Here is a 16,065-nt window from a genome sequence, read left to right as displayed (position 1 = left end):
CCGAAACGCTCAGTTTTTCTGATCGTAACAGACCGAATTCGCTCAGATGCTTGCATCGCTTGTCCAGATCTGTCGATCATCTGAGCCATGCCACGCATCGCCTTCCTGGGCGCAGGGTCCGCCGTGTTCACGCGGCAGCTCCTCGTCGACCTCCTCGGCTACGAGGACCTTCCCACCCTCGAGATCGCGCTCCACGACATCGACCCCGAACGCCTCGAGATCGCCCGAGGCACGGCGGAGCACGTCGCGAAGCGCATGGGTCGGTCGCTCGACGTCGTCGCGACCCTCGACCGCCGCGAGGCCCTCACCGGCGCGGACGCGGTCGTCATCATGATCCAGGTCGGGGGTGTCGAGGCGACGCACGTCGACCTCGAGGTCCCGGCCCGGTACGGGCTGCGCCAGACCATCGGCGACACCACCGGGGTCGGCGGGGTCTTCCGCGGCCTGCGCACGTTCCCGGTCATCTCCCAGATCGCGCAGGACGTCCGTGAGCTCTGCCCCGACGCCTGGGTGCTCAACTACACGAACCCGATGGCCATGAACGTGTGGTGGTGGTCGGTCGTCGCGCCGGACCTCAAGGTCGTCGGCCTGTGCCACTCGGTGTTCTGGACCGTCCACGGCCTCAACGAGCTGATCGGCGTGCCGTTCGAGGGCACGACCTACCAGGCCGCCGGCGTGAACCACCAGGCGTGGCTCACCGAGTGGAGCCGCGACGGGGAGAGCCTCTACCCCCTGCTGGACGCGAAGATCGCCGCCGACCCGGAGCTCCGGCGCCGGGTCCGCGTCGAGATGTACGAGCGGATCGGCTACTACCCCACCGAGACGTCCGAGCACTCGTCGGAGTACCTGTCGTGGTTCCTGCGGTCCGACGAGCAGATCGACAGGTACCGCCTCGAGCCGCTCGTCTACCTGCAGATCTCCGACGAGAACGTGGCGGAGGTCGCAGAGACGCGTCGGCGGCTGGCCGCGGGCGAGGACCTCGACCTGCCGGACGAGCCGGCCGCCGAGTACGCCCCGCAGATCATCCACTCGCTGCTGACCGGGACCGAGCGGTGGATCCACGTCAACGTGCCGAACCACGGCCTCGTCGACAACCTCCCTCAGGGCGCAGCCGTCGAGGTCCCGGCGCTGGTCGACCGCGACGGCGTCCACCCGAAGGCCGTCGGCGCGATCCCCACGGCGGGCGCCGCGCTCAACCGCACCTACCTCTCCGTCGCGGAGCTCGCCGTCGAGGCGACGCTCACCGGAGACCCCCGGAAGGTCCGCCAGGCGGTGCTGGCGGACCCGAATGCGTCGTCTACCCTGACGCCGCAGCAGATCTGGGATCTCTGCGACGAGCTTCTCGTCGCCCACCGAAGCGTGCTCCCACGCAGCCTCGGAGGGGACGTGGACCTCGTGCTCCGGTAGCGCTCGCGGGCGGCCTCGGCCCCCTTCGTGACGTGGACAGACGGTCAACGCCGACGTCGTCACCCCGCCCACGAAGCCCGAGACCACCAGCCCGACCGACGGCCCCAGCGCAGGCCGTCATCCCCTCGGCGTCACGACCAGACGACAACCGACGCCACCGATCGCGCACCGAAGCGCATCCCCTGCAGAAAGGAGCGACCGATGACGGTTCGCCCGAAGAGTTCACGAGCAGTCCGACGGACGGCTCTGGTCATCGCGGCCGCGCTGGCCACGACCGGCCTGGCCGCGTGCAGCGGGAGCTCCGGCCACGGGGCCAGCGTGCTCAACACCGAGGCGCCCGTCACGCTGACGTGGTGGACCGGCCAGCCCGACAGCGCGAACGAGCTGCTGCAGAGCCTGGCGAAGGACTTCACCAAGCTCCACCCCAACGTGAAGATCGTCGCGGAGCCGGGCGCGTCGTCGACCGACGACCTGCTGCAGAAGATGTCCGCCGGGTTCGCCGGCGGCACCTACCCCGACATCTCGTACGCGTTCGGCTCGTGGGCCAGCCAGCTCGAGGGATCGGGCCGCACGCTCGACCTCACCGAGCAGGTCAAGGACCCGGCGGTGAAGTGGGACGAGCTGCCGGCAGCGGCGCGGGCGACGGCTCAGCCGTCCGGCCACAAGACGATCGGCTTCCCGGCGCTCGTCGACAACCTGTCGCTCCTCTACAACAAGACGGTGTTCGACTCCAAGGGGGTCGCGTACCCGACCAAGGACTGGACCTGGGACGACCTGCGCGCCGCGGCCAAGAAGCTGACGGACAGCACGACGCAGACGTACGGCTTCGGGTACTCGGTGTCCGGCACCGAGGAGACCACCTGGCAGTTCTGGCCCCACCTGTGGCAGCGCGGCGGCCAGATCCTCTCGGCCGACCAGAAGACCGCGACGTTCGCCGACAAGCCGGGCGTCGACGCGCTCACGTTCCTGCGCTCGATGGCGCAGGACGACAAGAGCCTCTACCTCGACCAGACCGACACGAAGATCGCGCAGCTGTTCGCGGCCGACCGCATCGCGATGGAGACGTCCGGCCCGTGGGCCCTGCACGACCTGCAGGTCGCGGGTACCAAGTACGGCGTCGTGCAGCTCCCCGGCTTCGACGGCAGCCACCAGACGGTCTCCGGCCCTGACCTGTGGGTCGCACTCGACCACAAGGACGTCAACCGGGCGCACTGGACCTTCGAGTTCCTCAACTGGCTGACCTCGCCCGCGCAGGACCTGCGCTGGAACGTCGCGTACGGGAACCTGCCGCTCCGCGCGTCCGAGCAGGACTCGCCGGAGTTCAAGAAGCAGGTCGCGGACCTGCCCGGCCTCGACGTCATGGCCGCCAACAGCGCCAACGCGACGACCGCCCGACCCACCGTCCCCGGCTACGTGGGCCTCTCGGAGGCGATCGGCACCGCGATCTCCCAGGTGCTCCAGGGCAAGGGCGACCCGGCCGAGGCGCTCCAGAAGGCACAGACGGACGCGAACACCGCACTGGCCTCGGCCGCCAAGTAACACGCTTCGGAGCACCATGGTGACGAGTCACGAGAGCACAGCCGTCCAGCAGCTGCCGGCGGGCCGCAAGCCCGCCGGCAGCAGCCGGGTGCGACGCCTGGCCGACAACCTCCACGGGTGGGCCTTCATCGGCCCGGCCATGGTCATCGTCGTCGGGCTGTCGATCTTCCCGGCGATCTGGTCCTTCGTCCTGTCGTTCCAGAAGTGGGACGGCTTCTCGCAGCCGGAGTTCGTCGGGACCGACAACTACACCCGGCTCCTCACGGACCAGGCGTTCTGGGACGCGGTCAGGCACACCGGGCTGTACACGTTCCTGTTCGTGCCCGCGTCGGTCCTGGCGGGCCTGCTGCTCGCCGTCGCGCTCAACCGCAAGATCCGGGGCATCGGCTTCTACCGCACCGCGATCTTCGTGCCCTTCGTGACCTCGGCGGCGTCGACCGGTGTCCTCGCGACGTACCTGTTCAGCCCCCAGTTCGGCCTGGTCAACGACATGCTCCGGCGGCTCGGGCTGCCCCAGCAGGGCTGGTTGGAGGACCCGTCGCAGGCGATGCTCGTCATCGCGATCATGTCGCTGTGGGGGCAGGCGGCCTTCACCACCGTGATCTACCTCGCGGCGCTGCAGGACGTCCCCCACGAGCTGACCGAGGCGGCGAAGATCGACGGCGCCAGCCCGTGGCAGACCTTCTGGCGGATCGTCTGGCCCCACCTGACGCCGGTGACCGTGTTCGTCGTCGTCTGGCAGACGATCAGCGCCGTCCAGCTCTTCGACCTCGTCTACACGACGACCCGGGGCGGACCGCTCGACTCCACCAAGACGATCGTCTACTTCCTCTGGGACAAGGCGTTCCACACGCTCGAGTTCGGCTACGGCTCCGCCGCCGCGTACGCGCTGTTCGTCGTGACGCTCGGCATCACCCTCGGGATCGTCATGTACTCCCGGCGCAAGAACCTGGAGGCGTTCTGATGACGACGACCCTCGTCGAGCCGGCCGCGGAGAAGCAGGTCGTCGCCGCGCCCGCGGTGCGGCGCCGCCGTCGGCTGCCGTTCAGCGGCTGGCACTTCTTCCTGCTGCCGACGGCCGTGCTGTTCCTGGTGCCGCTCGTGCAGATGATCCTGGCGTCGGTCTCCCCCGCGAAGGAGCTCGCCCAGTTCCCGCGGCCGCTGCTCCCCTCGCACCTGACGCTCGCCGGCTTCCGCACGCTCTTCACGACGACGCCCGCGCTGCACTGGCTGCTCAACTCGGCGATCGTCGCGCTGAGCGCGATCATCGCCCAGTGCATCCTGTGCTCGCTCGCGGGCTACGGGTTCGCGCGGCTGAAGTTCAAGGGCCGCAACGTGTCCTTCTTCTTCATCATCGCCACGATCATGATCCCGACGCAGGTCCTCATGGTCCCGACCTACATGGTGTTCTCGAGGCTCGGCCTGCTCGACGGGCTCGGGGCGGCGATCGTGCCGTGGCTGGCCGGTGCGTTCGGCATCTTCCTCATGCGGCAGTTCTTCCTGTCCATCCCCAAAGAGATGGAGGAGGCGGCGGCGCTCGACGGGTGCGGCCGGCTGCAGATCTTCTTCCGCGTGGTGCTGCCGCTCGCCAAGCCTGCGCTCGCGACGCTCGCGATCTTCACGCTGCTCGGCTCGTGGAACGACCTGGTCTGGCCGCTCATCGCGATCAACAACGAGTCGGCCTTCACGATCCAGCTCGGCATCGCGAACTTCCAGGGCACGCGCCGCACCCAGTGGGAGCTGCTCATGGCCGCCAACGTGGTCGCGACCGCTCCCCTGATCGCCTTCTTCCTCGCGGCCCAGCGGCACTTCATCGCCACCATGACGCTCTCGGGCGTCAAGGGCTGACGGGGTGTCCGCTCTCGAGCTGGTCGTGCTGGTGCTCGCCGGGCTCGCGGCGGGCTCGATCAACGGCGCGGTCGGCTCCGGCTCGCTCGTGACGTTGCCGGTCCTGCTCGCGCTCGGCCTCGGCCCGGCCTCCGCGGTCACGACGAACACCATCGCGATGGTCCTGTCGGCGTTCGGCGGGGTCATGGCCTACCGCACGGAGCTGCGCGCCGAGCGCCCGCACCTGCGACCCCTGACGGTCGTGTCGACGCTCGGGGGGCTCGTCGGGTCCGTGCTGCTGCTGACGACTCCGCCGGGTGCCATCGAGGTCGTCGTGCCGGTGCTCATCGGCTTCGCGCTGCTGCTGGTCGTGTTCCAGCCGCAGGTCGCCCGCTGGGTCCGGAGCCGGGCGGCCCAGGGACCGGCCACCGAGGACGAGGGTCCGGCCGTCGAGAGCCCGTACCGGTCGCGCGCGCTGCGCGCGTCGATCGCGGCCTGCTCCGTGTACGGCGGCTACTTCGCGGCCGCGCAGGGGGTGCTGCTGCTCGGGGTCCTCGGGGCCTTCACCGGTCAGCCCATGGGCCGCATCAACGGCGTCAAGAACCTCCTGACGCTGACCGTCAACGTGACGGCGGCCGTCATGTTCACGATCGCGTCCTTCACCGGCCACGCGGACGTCGTGTGGTCGGCCACCGCGGCGATCGCCGTCGGCGCGGCTGTCGGCGGTTACGCGGGCGGACGCCTGGCCAAGGCGGTGCCGGCGTGGTTCCTCCGCGCGGTCATCGTGGTCGTCGCGGGGCTCGCGCTCGTCCACTCGCTCGCCTGAGGCGCGGCGACGTCCGCGCGAGACATCACTCGAGACACCACGGAAGAGGAGCTCGGCATGCCCCCAGCGAACCGACGGGTCGTCCTGACGGCGTCCGCCGGCGGCGCCACGATCGACGTCGACGAGGCGCTGCTCACCCGGGTGTCGCTCGACGGCGTCGCGGTCACCACGTTCGACCCGAGCGAGGTCCTGCTCGTCGACGGGACGGCGGTGGAGGAGTTCGCCTACCGCGGGCACGAGGCGGTCGAGCGTGTGCACCCCCACCACGGCCGCGGCGTCCGCACGACGGTGCACGGCGACGCGCCCGCAGGCGTGCGCAAGACGGTCGTCCTGACGTCCTACGAGCGGCTGCCCGGGATGGTCGTCCTCGAGGCGACGTTCACCAACGCGTCGACCCAGCCCGTACGCGTGACCGGGTGGCGCACCGCCGCCCACGAGCTGCCCGAGTCGCCCGGGGGCTTCTTCACCTTCTCGGGCGCGACCCACACGGACCGTCGCGACTGGGTGCACCGCGTGACCGACACGTTCGACCAGGTCAACTTCCTCGGGATGGACTCGTCCGACTACGGCGGCGGCACCCCCGTCGCGACGGTCTGGCGGCGCGACGCGGGCCTGTGCGTCGGGCACCTCGAGCCGGTCGTGCGCGCCCTGAGCCTGCCCGTCCGCAGGACGAGCGCCGGCGCGAGCATCGCGGTCGAGGACCGCGCAGGTCGCGTGCTGGCGCCGGGCGGCGAGCTCGTCACGGCCACCACCTTCGTCATGGCGCACCATGGCGACCACTTCGTGCCGCTCGAGCGCTACCGCGACTACCTCGCCGGCCTCGGGCTGCGCGCCCCGGCGGCGCCCGTGTCGGCCTTCGAGCCGGTCTGGTGCGCCTGGGGCTACGAGCGCGACTTCACGGTCGAGCAGGTCGTGGCGACGCTGCCCAAGGTCGCCGAGCTCGGTCTGCGGTGGGCCGTGCTCGACGACGGCTGGCAGACGAACGAGGGCGACTGGGAGCTCCACCCGGAGAAGTTCCCGCGCGGCGACGAGGACATGCGCGCCCTCACCGCGCGGATCCGCGAGCACGGCCTGCGCCCGCGTCTGTGGTGGGCGCCCCTGGCGGCCGACCCCGCGAGCGACGTCCACCGGCTGCGCCCGGACATGCTCCTGCTCGGCTCCGACGGCGAGCCGCAGCGCGTGACGTGGTGGGACGACCTCACCCTGTGTCCCGCCTACCAGCCCACGATCGACCACTTCGTCGCGCAGGCTCGGCGGTTCGTCACGAGCTGGGGCTTCGAGGGCCTCAAGCTCGACGGTCAGCACCTCAACGCCGTAGGCCCGTGCTTCAACCCCGCGCACGGCCACGTGCGCCCGGAGGAGTCCACCGAGGGCCTCGCCCGGTTCTGGGAGGCGATCTACGACGTCGTTCACGCCGCGGCACCGGATGCGGTCGTCGAGTTCTGCCCGTGCGGCACCGCTCTCGACTTCCACAACCTGCCCTTCGTCGACCAGTACCCGTCGGCGGACCCGCTGTCCTCCTTCCAGGTCCGGTCCAAGGGCAAGTCGGTGAAGGCGCTCATGGGCACCGGCTCGAGCTACGCCGGCGACCACGTCGAGCTGAGCGACGGCCAGGACGACTTCGCCTCGAGCTACGGCGTCGGCGCGGTGCTGTCGACGAAGTTCGCCTACCCGGCCGGGCCGGACCCGCAGGTCGTCCTCACGCCGGAGAAGGACGCGCTCTGGCGCAGGTGGATCGCGCTCGACGCCCGTTCCGGGCTCACGACCGGCGAGTACCGCGGCGAGCTGTACGACATCGGCTTCGACGTCCCCGAAGGCCACGCGATCGCCAAGGGGACGGCCCTGCACTACGCCTTCTTCGCCGACCGCTGGAGCGGCGCGGTCGAGCTCCGTGGCCTCGGCCCGAGGACGTACCGCCTGACGGACCCGTTCCACGACACCGATCTCGGCGTGGTCGCAGGGCCGGAGGCGTCCGTCGACCTGACGTTCACCCGGTTCCAGCTGGTCGTCGCGGAGCCGGCGTGAGCCGCCGCCCGAGGCACCCGCGCGCCTCCTGCTGACCTCCCCCACCCGCCGCCGCAGCGCGACGCCCCATCCCCCGACGGAAGGACTCCGGTCCCGTGCCCATCGCCCCGCGCTACCTCGCCGACGAGCGCCGGTACGACTCCATGACGTACCGCCGCACCGGCCGCTCCGGCCTCGACCTGCCCGCGCTGTCGCTCGGGCTGTGGCACAACTTCGGCGACACCACGCCGTTCCAGACCCAGCGCGACGTCGCCCGCCGGGCGTTCGACCTCGGGATCACGCACGTCGACCTGGCGAACAACTACGGACCGCCCTACGGCTCGGCCGAGGAGAACTTCGGGCGCATCCTCGCCAAGGACCTGCACCCGTACCGCGACGAGCTGGTCGTCTCGACCAAGGCCGGCTACGACATGCTCCCCGGCCCGTACGGCGACCACGGGTCGCGCAAGTACCTGCTGTCGTCGCTCGACGCCTCGCTCGAGCGCATGGGCCTCGAGCACGTCGACGTCTTCTACCACCACCGCGCCGACCCGGCGACGCCGCTCGAGGAGACGATGGGCGCGCTGGCCGACGCCGTGCGCTCGGGACGGGCCCGGTACGTGGGCGTGTCGAACTACTCCCCCGCACGCACCCGCGCGGCCGCCGCGATGCTCGACGACCTGGGCACCCCGCTGCTCATCCACCAGCCCAGCTACTCGATGTTCGACCGCCACGTCGAGCTGGCCGTCGCCGACGAGGAGGACGGCACCCCGCAGACCGAGGCCCTGCTGGACGTCGTCGGCGACCTCGGGATCGGGATGATCGTCTACAGCCCGCTGGCGCAGGGGCTCCTGACCGGTCGATACCTCGGCGGCTCGGCGCCGCAGGGGTCGCGCGCCGCCCGCAGCGACTCGCCGTTCCTGTCGACCTCGGCGCTGACCGAGCAGTACCTGGAGAGGGCGCGTGCGCTCGACGCGATCGCCCGGTCGCGGGGGCAGTCGCTCGCGCAGCTCGCCGTGTCGTGGGTGCTGCGCGACCCGCGCGTCACGTCGGCGGTGGTCGGCGCGTCGAGCGTCCGCCAGCTCGAGGACACGGTCGGGGCGCTCGCTGCGGCGCCGCTCACGGCGGAGGAGCTCGCCGCGATCGAGCCGTACGCCGTCGACGGGACCGGGCAGTAGCCGGTCGACAGTCGGTCGGCACGTCCCGGCGGCTCAGGTCGACGGGAGCAGGTGCTCGGCGGCGCGCAGGTCCGCCAGCGTGCGGTTGCCCGACATCGGGCCCCGCTGGGTCACCGCGAGCGCGCCGGCGAGGTTGGCGTGGCGCAACGCGTCCGCGGGCGCCCAGCCCTGCAGGACGAGGGCGAGGAACGTGCCGCCGAAGCAGTCGCCCGCGCCCGTCGGGTCGACCTCGTCCACCGGGACGGCCGGCACGCTGAGCTCCTCGCGACCGTCGAGGTAGAGGCCGGCCCCGCGCGCGCCGCGCTTGAGCACGACCGTCGTCGCCGAGCCAGCCAGGAGCTGACGCGCGCAGTCCTCGTCCGGGGCGTCGCCGAGCAGGAGCTGGAGCTCGCCCTCGCTCGCGAGGACGACCTGCGCACCCCGCAGGATCCGCAGCAGCGTCGGGACGTGCTCGCGCCGGAGCGTCTCGGGGCGCAGGTTCGGGTCGAACGAGACGGCGATCCCCCGGGCGCGCGCCGCGTCGAACACCTCGCCCACGGCCTCGGCCGCCGCCGCGCTGAAGACGCTGCTGCCCATGAGGTGCACGACGTCCACACCGAGCAGGCCGGACTCGACGTCCGCGAGGCGGAACCGGCCGGATGCCGCGTCCGCGAGATGGAACACGAACGAGCGGGACCCGTCACCCCGGTAGCTGACGAACGCGACCCCCGTCGTGCCGTCGGGGTCCACCCGGACCTGGTCGACCACCACGCCGCTCGCGCGCAGCCGCGTCAGGCACGCGGTCCCGAAGGCGTCGCGGCCGACGGTGCCCACGAGCGACACCTCGGCCCCGCACAGCGCGGCCTGGTCGGCCAGGATGGCCGGCGCGCCCGACGGGAACGGGCCGGCCCAGCGACCCGGTCGGGTGGTCGGCTGGTCGACGTCGACCGCGACCATCTCGACGAGGATCTCGCCGATGCACAGCAGCCTCGCCACGGTCCGCCTCCCGGTCCCGCCGGCCCGGGCGCGCACGAACGTCGTCCCCGTGGTCTCGGCGCCCCAGTCTCGCGGACGCGACGACCGGGGGCCGGGCGCCACACGCAGCCGGCGCTCCGTTCCGCCCGGTCGCGCAGCCTCGCGGAGGCCGGCCGGCGGCCGACCTCCGCGAGTCCCGCGCTCAGCCCTTCCGCAGCCCGGGTCGGAACGTCACCGTCTCCGTCCTCGACGTCGTTCCGCCCGTGTCATGGACGACGTACGCGAGATAGGCGGTGCCGTCCTTCAGGCCCTTGATGTGCGCGCCCTTGCGGTTGTAGCTGACGTCGCCGTACCGCGCGAACGGCCCCTGCGCGTCAGCCTCCTTGAGGTAGAGGGAGTACCCCTTCCCGTTGGCCGACTCGATGGCGAAGTCGACGTCGACCTGCCCGTGCCCGGGCGTGATGCCGCCGACGGAGATGTACGGGTGGTCCTCGCCGGGGATGCCGCCGTGGGCGAGCCAGTAGCTCTCGAACTCGTTCCAGCCGCCGTTGCGGCCCTGCCGGCTGTAGACGCCGACGTTGTCGAGGTACGCGCCGTCGAAGCCCTGGCTGATGATCCGGTCGATGGACGACGTGTCGTCACCCGTCGCGACGTTCTTGTACGGGCTGCCGCCGTTGATGATGATGTCCCGCCACTCCGGGTTCCACCACTGCACGACCGCCTCCTCCGCGTAGTTGCCGCCGTAGCCGAGGGCGAGCCACTCGGGCGCGTTCTCCGGCGGCGAGTAGACGCGGTTGACGAGCTTGCCGGACTTCATGCTGCGTTCCGTGTTCGGGTTGGTGGGGTCGACCCACACCCAGTCGTCCTGGCAGTACCAGCGGTTCTGCTCCGCCGAGCCGACGCTCAGGTACGCAATGACCTGCCGCCGTCCGCCGTCCGGCTTGTGCTTGAGGCTCTCGATCTCGGCGCGCGTCAGCGGGGTCTGGTGCGCGGGCAGCGCTCGGTGGTTGTAGAACGAGTCGATGTAGATCACGTCGTAGTCGGAGTTCCGCAGCGCGTCGAGCCACGTCTGGCGGCCCGCGCTCGCGTCGAGGCCCGCGGCCCGCCACCACCAGTCCCACTCGTCCCCGTAGATCGTGATCGCCTTCTGCACGGTCGGGTCGTCCGCGGGCACCGGCTTGTAGGGGCCACCCGGCGAGGGGACGAGCAGACCGTTCCCGTAGCTGTCCGTGATGCGCGTCCGGTCGCCGTCACCCGCCGCGTACGCGGCCTCCTCGGCGTCCCACGTGCTCCAGGCGTCGTACGGGCGGCCGTTGATGTTGTAGAGGTAGTTCTTCGCGTCGGTCAGCCGTGTCACGTCCCGGGTGCCGTCGATCCTGCTCCCCAGGCCGATCGTGGTCGGGTCCTCGACCCAGAAGTAGTCCCCGTTCTCCGCCCAGCGCTTGCCGGGGTTCAGCTGCTGGGCGAGCTCGCCGCCGATGCGCGGGTACGGGATGACGCCCCACTTCGCGGCCCTGGCGTAGTACTCCTGGAGCTCCGCCTGCGTCTCGACGGTCGAGGTCTCCGTGACCATCAGGTGATGGCGGACCAGCTCCAGGTAGGCCCGCTGCTCGTCCGTCGGGGTGACGCCGTCGCCGTCGAGCAGCAGGTCCTCCTTGCCCCAGCCGTCGACGAGCCCGACGAGGTCCTTCAGGACGCCCTTGTCCACGTCGCCGTCGACGAACGCCAGCTCGGCGGCGTCCTGGGGGATGACCTTGAAGTCGGGGTTGCGCGTCTTCGCGTGGAGCGCGAGCTCCATGATGAACGCCTGCATCTTGTGCGTGCGCCCGAGCAGGCCCGGGTCGCTCGCGTAGAGCCGGTCGATCTCCGCCTTCAGCGCCGACGTCGCCTGGTCCTGGGGCGCCGGCGCCTTCGCGGCGGACGGGGCGGCGGCGCCCACGGTCACCGCCAGCGCCGCCGCGACCGCGACGGGAAGTGCTCGACCTCTGCGTGTCTTCAACGTGTGCTCCGTTCCGTCCGCGTCCGGGTCCGGCGCGCGGTGCCCCACAGGCGCCGCACCGGTCGTTCACAGACGTTCATGCCACATCGCTCAGAGGCCGACAATGAAATGGCATGAACAGAGCATTTCGGGTGCGCGATCACGCATTCACGGTGAGCGAAACGGGGCGGCGTTCCCCCGGACGGCCGTCAGCCGAGCGCCGCGGGCGTGCCGCCCGACGTCACCGGGACCCGTCGAGGAGCACCCGCTCCAGGTCGGCGGGGAGCCCGTGCCGGGGCCGTCCCGGGCGGTCGTCGGGCGGACCGTCGGCCTGCAGCCACGCCCAGGTGTCGGCGACCGTCTCGGTGACCGGCCGGCAGCGCAGACCCGCCTTCGACGCCTTCGCGGGGTCCGCCTCGAGGAAGCCGGCCCACTCGCCGCCCTCCGGCACCCAGATCGGCAGCTGCGTCCACGGCTCGGCGCCCGCCGCGAGCACCTCGGCCTCGGGCACCCACACGAGCCGCGCGGTCGAGCCGGTGGCCGCGACGCACGCCTCGAGCAGCTCGCGGGTCGTGGTGTGCCCGGAGCGGCTGACAAGGTCGTACGGCCCCGACCGCCCCGCGAGGAGCGCGTCGAGCACCCACCGGGCCAGGTCGCGCACGTCGACGTACTGCAGCGGTCGGTCGGGACGGCCCGGTGCGACGACGTCGCCGCCGCGCGCGATCCGCGTGAGCCACCACGGCAGCCGTCCGACGTCCTCGTGCGGCCCGAGGATCAGGCCGCAGCGGGCCAGCAGGGCCTCCGGGAAGCTGCGCACGACGCCGAGCTCGGAGCCGCGCTTCACGGCGTCGTACGCGCCCTGGTCTGCGGCGGGGTCGCCGTCGACTACCGGCGACGTCTCGTCGACATGCTGACCCCAGACGTACACGGAGATCGACGAGACGTAGGCCAGCCGCGCGACGTGCCCGGTCAGCGCGGCGGCCGTCGCGGTCGCGACCCGCGGCGCACCGGACCACGTGTCGACGGCGAGGTCCCAGGTGCCGGCCTCGAGGGCGGACGCGACGGCGGCCGGGTCGGTCCGGTCGGCGACGATCGCCCGCACGCCGGCGGCCGGCGGGGTGCTCCCCCGGTTCAGCGTCGTGACGTCCCAGCCCCGCGCGAGCGCGTCGTCGACGACCGCCCGTCCCGCGAACCGCGTTCCCCCCAGCACCAGCAGACGCATGCCGCCACTCTGCCCGGGGGCTCGGCGTGCCGCCACGGCGGACCGGGCGATGCGCCGGGCACCGGCCGCACGGGGTGGGTGCGCGTCAGATCTGCTTCACGACCCGCGCGGGGTTCCCGACCGCGACGACGTTCGCCGGGAGGTCCTTCACCACCACCGCGCCCGCGCCGACCACCGTGTTGTCCCCGATGGTCACGCCGGGGCACACGATGACGCCGCCGCCGAGCCACACGTTGTCGCCGATCGTGATGGGCTTCGCCGCCTCGAGCTTCGCCCGGCGCGGCTCGGGGTCGACGGGGTGGATCGGCGTCAGGAGCTGCACGTTCGGGCCGATCTTGGTGTCGTCCCCGATGCGGATGTGGGCGACGTCGAGCGCGACGAGGCCGAAGTTCACGAAGGACCGGTCGCCGAGGTGCAGGTGCACGCCGAGGTCGACGTGCAGCGGGGGTCGGATCCACGAGCCCTCGCCGAGCGAGCCGAGCAGCTCGCGCAGCCGGTCCTCCGCGTCGGCCGCCCCTGTCCGCACCGCCTCGGCGAACCGCTCCGACCGCGCCGCCGCGGCCGAGGTGATCGCGTGGATCTCGGCGTCGGCCTCGTACCAGTCGCCGGCGACCATGCGTTCGTACTGCGTGCGGGTGTCGTGGGTGCTCATGGCACCGACGCTCTCACGACGCGGGAGCCCCGTCCGAGCCCGGCACGACCCACGCCCCGCCCTGACCGCGCGCGCCGTGCGTGGGTCCCCCCCCATCAGCCGAGCGCCTCGGCGAGCCCGACGAGGATCCCTTCCGGCCCGCGCACGTAGCAGAGCCGGTACGCGTCCTCGTACCGGACCACCTCCCTGCCGACGAGCTCCGCGCCCCGCGCGCGCAAGCGGCCGAGGGTCTCGTCGATGTCGTCCACCTCGAACATGACCCGCAGGTAGCCGAGCGCGTTGACGGGGGCGTCGCGGTGGTCGGCGATCACGGCGGGGGTCAGGAACTGCGAGAGCTCGAGGCGGCCGTGCCCGTCCGGCGTGCGCATCGTGGCGATCTCGACCCGCTGGTCGCGCAGCCCCGTCACGCGGCCCGCCCACTCGCCCGCGACGACGGCGCGCCCCTCCAGCTCGAGCCCGAGCTCGGTGAAGAACTCGATCGTGCCCGTGAGGTCCGCGACGACGATGCCGACGTTGTCCATCCGCACTGTCATGCCGCCACGGTAGGTGCTGCTCCTCGTCGGCGCGGGCCGGGCGGTGGCAGCGTCCGACGACGCACGGGAGCATCGAGCGAGGTGCCGACCGGCACGCAGCAGCCCGCCCGGGGGGACCATGGCAGAGCCAGCGCCGCCGGCGAGCACGCGGCTGACCGTGCGCGGCGCGATCATGCTCGGCGTCGGCTCGATGGTCGGCGCCGGCATCTTCGCGCTGCTCGGTCAGGCGGGCGCCGTCGCCGGCTCGGCCGTGTGGCTCTCGTTCGTCATCGCCGGGGCGATGTCCGGCGCGCTCGGCTACACGCTCGTGAAGCTGGCGGTCCGGTACCCGTCGTCGGGCGGGATCGTCGTGCACCTCCAGCACGGGTTCGCGAGCCGGCGCCTGGTCGGCGTGGCCGCGTGGCTCGGGTACCTGACCGCGATCGTCGTGGTCGGAGCGATGGTCGCGGCGTCGTTCGGCGACTACGCCGCGGTGCTCCTGGCCGGCGCTCCGCCGGGCGGCTGGCTGTCGAGGCTGTGCGCTGCGGCCCTGGTGGTCCTGGGTGCGTGGCTGACGGTCGCCGGCCCGCGGCTCGTCGACCGGGTCCAGTCGGTGGTCGTCGGCCTGCTGCTCGCGGTGTTCGCCGTGTTCGTGGTCGGCACGCTCCCGCAGGTCGACGCGTCCCTCCTTGCGCCGAGCACGTACCCGGACCTCTCCGACGTCGTCGCGAGCGTCGCGTTGACGTTCTTCGCGTTCCTCGGGTTCGCCGTGATCTCGTTCGTCGGCGGTGACCTGCGCGCGCCCCGTCGCGAGCTCCCGGTCGCCATGTACGGCGCGCTCGCCATCACGACCGTGCTCTACGTGGCGGTGTCCGTCTGCCTGTTCGGCACGCTGCCGGTGCAGGACGTGGTCGACGAGGGCCCGCGGGCCCTCGCGGTGGCGGCCGAGCCCGCCCTGGGGCACGCGGGCTACACGATGATGACGCTCGCCGCGCTGCTGGCCACGTCGTCGACCGTGACGGCGATGCTCTACGGCTCGCGCGGCCTGACCGAGGAGCTCGCGCGCTCCGGCACGTTCCCGCCGGCGTTCGGGTCGACGAGCCGGCTCGGCCGGCACGGCGGACTCGTCATCACGACCGTCCTGATGCTGCTGTTCGTGACCGTCCTCGGCCTCGGCGCGCTCGCCTCGGTCGGCAGCGCGGTGTCGCTCTCGGTGTTCGTCCTCGTGGCGGTCGCTGCGTGGCGGCTGCGCCGTGAGATCGGCGCCGCGTCGTGGCTCACGGCGACGGCCATCGCCGTCAGCGGGGTGGTGCTCGCCTGGTTCGTCGTCGACCTGTTCCGGTCGCAGCGGCACTCGTTCTGGGCGATGGTCGCGCTCGTCGCGCTCGCCGTCGTCGTGGACGCGGCGTGGACGCGCCGGCGCGACCGCCGGCGGCCGCGGGCGGCTCCCCTCAGAACGTGACGACCGTCGCGCCCTCGAGCGTGAACCGCAGGAACTCGTCCCGCGCGACGCGCAGCACCAGGCCGCGCTGCTCGAGCGCCTGCTCGGCGCCGTCGGCGCGCGCCGCGTTGACGCACGCGCCGACGCGCACGCCGGACGCGACCAGCTCGTCGATCTGCCGGTTGAAGGTCTGCTCGGCCGTCGAGCCGGACGCGGCCAGGCTCCGCTGCGCGGGGCCGAAGCAGAAGACCTCGACCGTCACGTCGTGGTCGGCGGCGACCTCGTGGATGCGCTGCGGCACCCGCGAGCCGAGCGTCAGCGAGTCGACGTCGTCGTGGAACAGGTGGATGACGGTCTTCGGCATGGCCGCACGCTAGGCCGATCGCGCCGACGGCAGGACGGGCGTCCACGACCACGGCCGTCGCCGGGTGAAGTGGCGCCGCCGGTCTTGCGGCCGCTTGGCGCCGAGGTCTACGCCGGTCGGGAGGGGCGGCACCCACGGGGCGCCACCTCGGGCCGCCCTCG

Annotated in this window: 14 protein-coding genes; 8 read left to right on the top strand and 6 right to left on the bottom strand. The window is 72.3% G+C overall.

The window, feature by feature from the left end; all coding sequences use genetic code 11:
• Positions 1 to 87 precede the first annotated feature (87 nt).
• The 7 genes from melA to QRT04_RS13780 all read left to right on the top strand — a co-directional run bounded on the left by melA (position 88) and on the right by QRT04_RS13780 (position 8,781).
• Positions 88 to 1,407, top strand: a complete 1,320-nt coding sequence (gene melA / locus QRT04_RS13810; protein WP_289456080.1) for an alpha-galactosidase — start codon at positions 88 to 90, stop codon at positions 1,405 to 1,407.
• Between the two features lie 201 nt (positions 1,408 to 1,608).
• Positions 1,609 to 2,946: an ABC transporter substrate-binding protein gene (locus QRT04_RS13805; protein ID WP_289456079.1), complete on the top strand. Its 1,338-nt coding sequence runs from the start codon at positions 1,609 to 1,611 to the stop codon at positions 2,944 to 2,946.
• Positions 2,947 to 2,962: 16 nt separating this feature from the next.
• Positions 2,963 to 3,910, top strand: a complete 948-nt coding sequence (locus tag QRT04_RS13800) for a carbohydrate ABC transporter permease (protein WP_289456078.1) — start codon at positions 2,963 to 2,965, stop codon at positions 3,908 to 3,910.
• Positions 3,910 to 4,794, top strand: a complete 885-nt coding sequence (locus tag QRT04_RS13795) for a carbohydrate ABC transporter permease (protein WP_289456077.1) — start codon at positions 3,910 to 3,912, stop codon at positions 4,792 to 4,794. Before QRT04_RS13800 ends, QRT04_RS13795 begins: the two co-directional genes overlap by 1 nt.
• Positions 4,795 to 4,798: 4 nt before the next feature.
• Positions 4,799 to 5,599, top strand: a complete 801-nt coding sequence (locus QRT04_RS13790; RefSeq protein WP_289456076.1) for a sulfite exporter TauE/SafE family protein — start codon at positions 4,799 to 4,801, stop codon at positions 5,597 to 5,599.
• A gap of 57 nt (positions 5,600 to 5,656) precedes the next feature.
• Complete coding sequence (locus tag QRT04_RS13785) at positions 5,657 to 7,624, top strand: glycoside hydrolase family 36 protein (protein WP_289456075.1); 1,968 nt, start codon at positions 5,657 to 5,659, stop codon at positions 7,622 to 7,624.
• Between the two features lie 143 nt (positions 7,625 to 7,767).
• Positions 7,768 to 8,781, top strand: a complete 1,014-nt coding sequence (locus QRT04_RS13780) for an aldo/keto reductase (RefSeq protein WP_407653643.1) — start codon at positions 7,768 to 7,770, stop codon at positions 8,779 to 8,781.
• Between the two features lie 33 nt (positions 8,782 to 8,814).
• On the opposite strand, the gene QRT04_RS13775 is transcribed toward QRT04_RS13780, so the two are convergent.
• The 5 genes from QRT04_RS13775 to QRT04_RS13755 all read right to left on the bottom strand — a co-directional run bounded on the left by QRT04_RS13775 (position 8,815) and on the right by QRT04_RS13755 (position 14,120).
• Positions 8,815 to 9,756: a sugar kinase gene (locus tag QRT04_RS13775; protein WP_289456073.1), complete on the bottom strand. Its 942-nt coding sequence runs from the start codon at positions 9,754 to 9,756 to the stop codon at positions 8,815 to 8,817.
• Positions 9,757 to 9,937: 181 nt separating this feature from the next.
• On the bottom strand, positions 9,938 to 11,734 hold the full coding sequence (locus tag QRT04_RS13770; protein ID WP_289456072.1) for a hypothetical protein: 1,797 nt from the start codon (positions 11,732 to 11,734) through the stop codon (positions 9,938 to 9,940).
• 220 nt (positions 11,735 to 11,954) lie between these two features.
• Positions 11,955 to 12,935, bottom strand: coding sequence for an NAD-dependent epimerase/dehydratase family protein (locus tag QRT04_RS13765; RefSeq protein ID WP_289456071.1), 981 nt, complete (start codon positions 12,933 to 12,935; stop codon positions 11,955 to 11,957).
• 85 nt (positions 12,936 to 13,020) lie between these two features.
• Complete coding sequence (locus QRT04_RS13760) at positions 13,021 to 13,587, bottom strand: sugar O-acetyltransferase (RefSeq protein ID WP_289456070.1); 567 nt, start codon at positions 13,585 to 13,587, stop codon at positions 13,021 to 13,023.
• 95 nt (positions 13,588 to 13,682) lie between these two features.
• Positions 13,683 to 14,120, bottom strand: a complete 438-nt coding sequence (locus QRT04_RS13755) for a VOC family protein (protein WP_289456069.1) — start codon at positions 14,118 to 14,120, stop codon at positions 13,683 to 13,685.
• 118 nt (positions 14,121 to 14,238) lie between these two features.
• On the opposite strand from QRT04_RS13755, the gene QRT04_RS13750 reads away from it, so the two are divergent.
• The gene (locus QRT04_RS13750) at positions 14,239 to 15,561 is read left to right on the top strand and encodes an APC family permease (RefSeq protein WP_289456068.1); all 1,323 of its coding nucleotides are present in this window, start codon (positions 14,239 to 14,241) and stop codon (positions 15,559 to 15,561) included.
• Here the strand turns inward: QRT04_RS13750 and QRT04_RS13745 are convergent.
• Positions 15,551 to 15,904 (bottom strand): DsrE family protein, encoded by a 354-nt coding sequence (locus tag QRT04_RS13745; protein ID WP_289456067.1) that lies wholly within the window; start codon positions 15,902 to 15,904, stop codon positions 15,551 to 15,553. The two genes, QRT04_RS13750 and QRT04_RS13745, sit on opposite strands and share 11 nt — an antisense overlap.
• Between the last annotated feature and the right edge of the window lie 161 nt (positions 15,905 to 16,065).

The sequence above is a fragment of the Cellulomonas alba genome (assembly GCF_030362835.1).
GTDB lineage: Bacteria > Actinomycetota > Actinomycetes > Actinomycetales > Cellulomonadaceae > Cellulomonas > Cellulomonas alba.
The sequence above is the reverse complement of the archived record's forward strand: the minus strand, read 5'-3'. Positions and strand labels throughout refer to the sequence as shown.

Coding starts and splice junctions, on each gene's coding strand:
- QRT04_RS13795 (WP_289456077.1), top strand. CDS start 3,910: ATGACGACGACCCTCGTCGAGCCGGCCGCGGAGAAGCAGGTCGTCGCC.
- QRT04_RS13800 (WP_289456078.1), top strand. CDS start 2,963: ATGGTGACGAGTCACGAGAGCACAGCCGTCCAGCAGCTGCCGGCGGGC.
- QRT04_RS13780 (WP_407653643.1), top strand. CDS start 7,768: ATGACGTACCGCCGCACCGGCCGCTCCGGCCTCGACCTGCCCGCGCTG.
- QRT04_RS13760 (WP_289456070.1), bottom strand. CDS start 13,587: ATGAGCACCCACGACACCCGCACGCAGTACGAACGCATGGTCGCCGGC.
- QRT04_RS13755 (WP_289456069.1), bottom strand. CDS start 14,120: ATGACAGTGCGGATGGACAACGTCGGCATCGTCGTCGCGGACCTCACG.
- QRT04_RS13750 (WP_289456068.1), top strand. CDS start 14,239: ATGGCAGAGCCAGCGCCGCCGGCGAGCACGCGGCTGACCGTGCGCGGC.
- QRT04_RS13745 (WP_289456067.1), bottom strand. CDS start 15,904: ATGCCGAAGACCGTCATCCACCTGTTCCACGACGACGTCGACTCGCTG.
- QRT04_RS13765 (WP_289456071.1), bottom strand. CDS start 12,935: ATGCGTCTGCTGGTGCTGGGGGGAACGCGGTTCGCGGGACGGGCGGTC.
- melA (WP_289456080.1), top strand. CDS start 88: ATGCCACGCATCGCCTTCCTGGGCGCAGGGTCCGCCGTGTTCACGCGG.
- QRT04_RS13785 (WP_289456075.1), top strand. CDS start 5,657: ATGCCCCCAGCGAACCGACGGGTCGTCCTGACGGCGTCCGCCGGCGGC.
- QRT04_RS13805 (WP_289456079.1), top strand. CDS start 1,609: ATGACGGTTCGCCCGAAGAGTTCACGAGCAGTCCGACGGACGGCTCTG.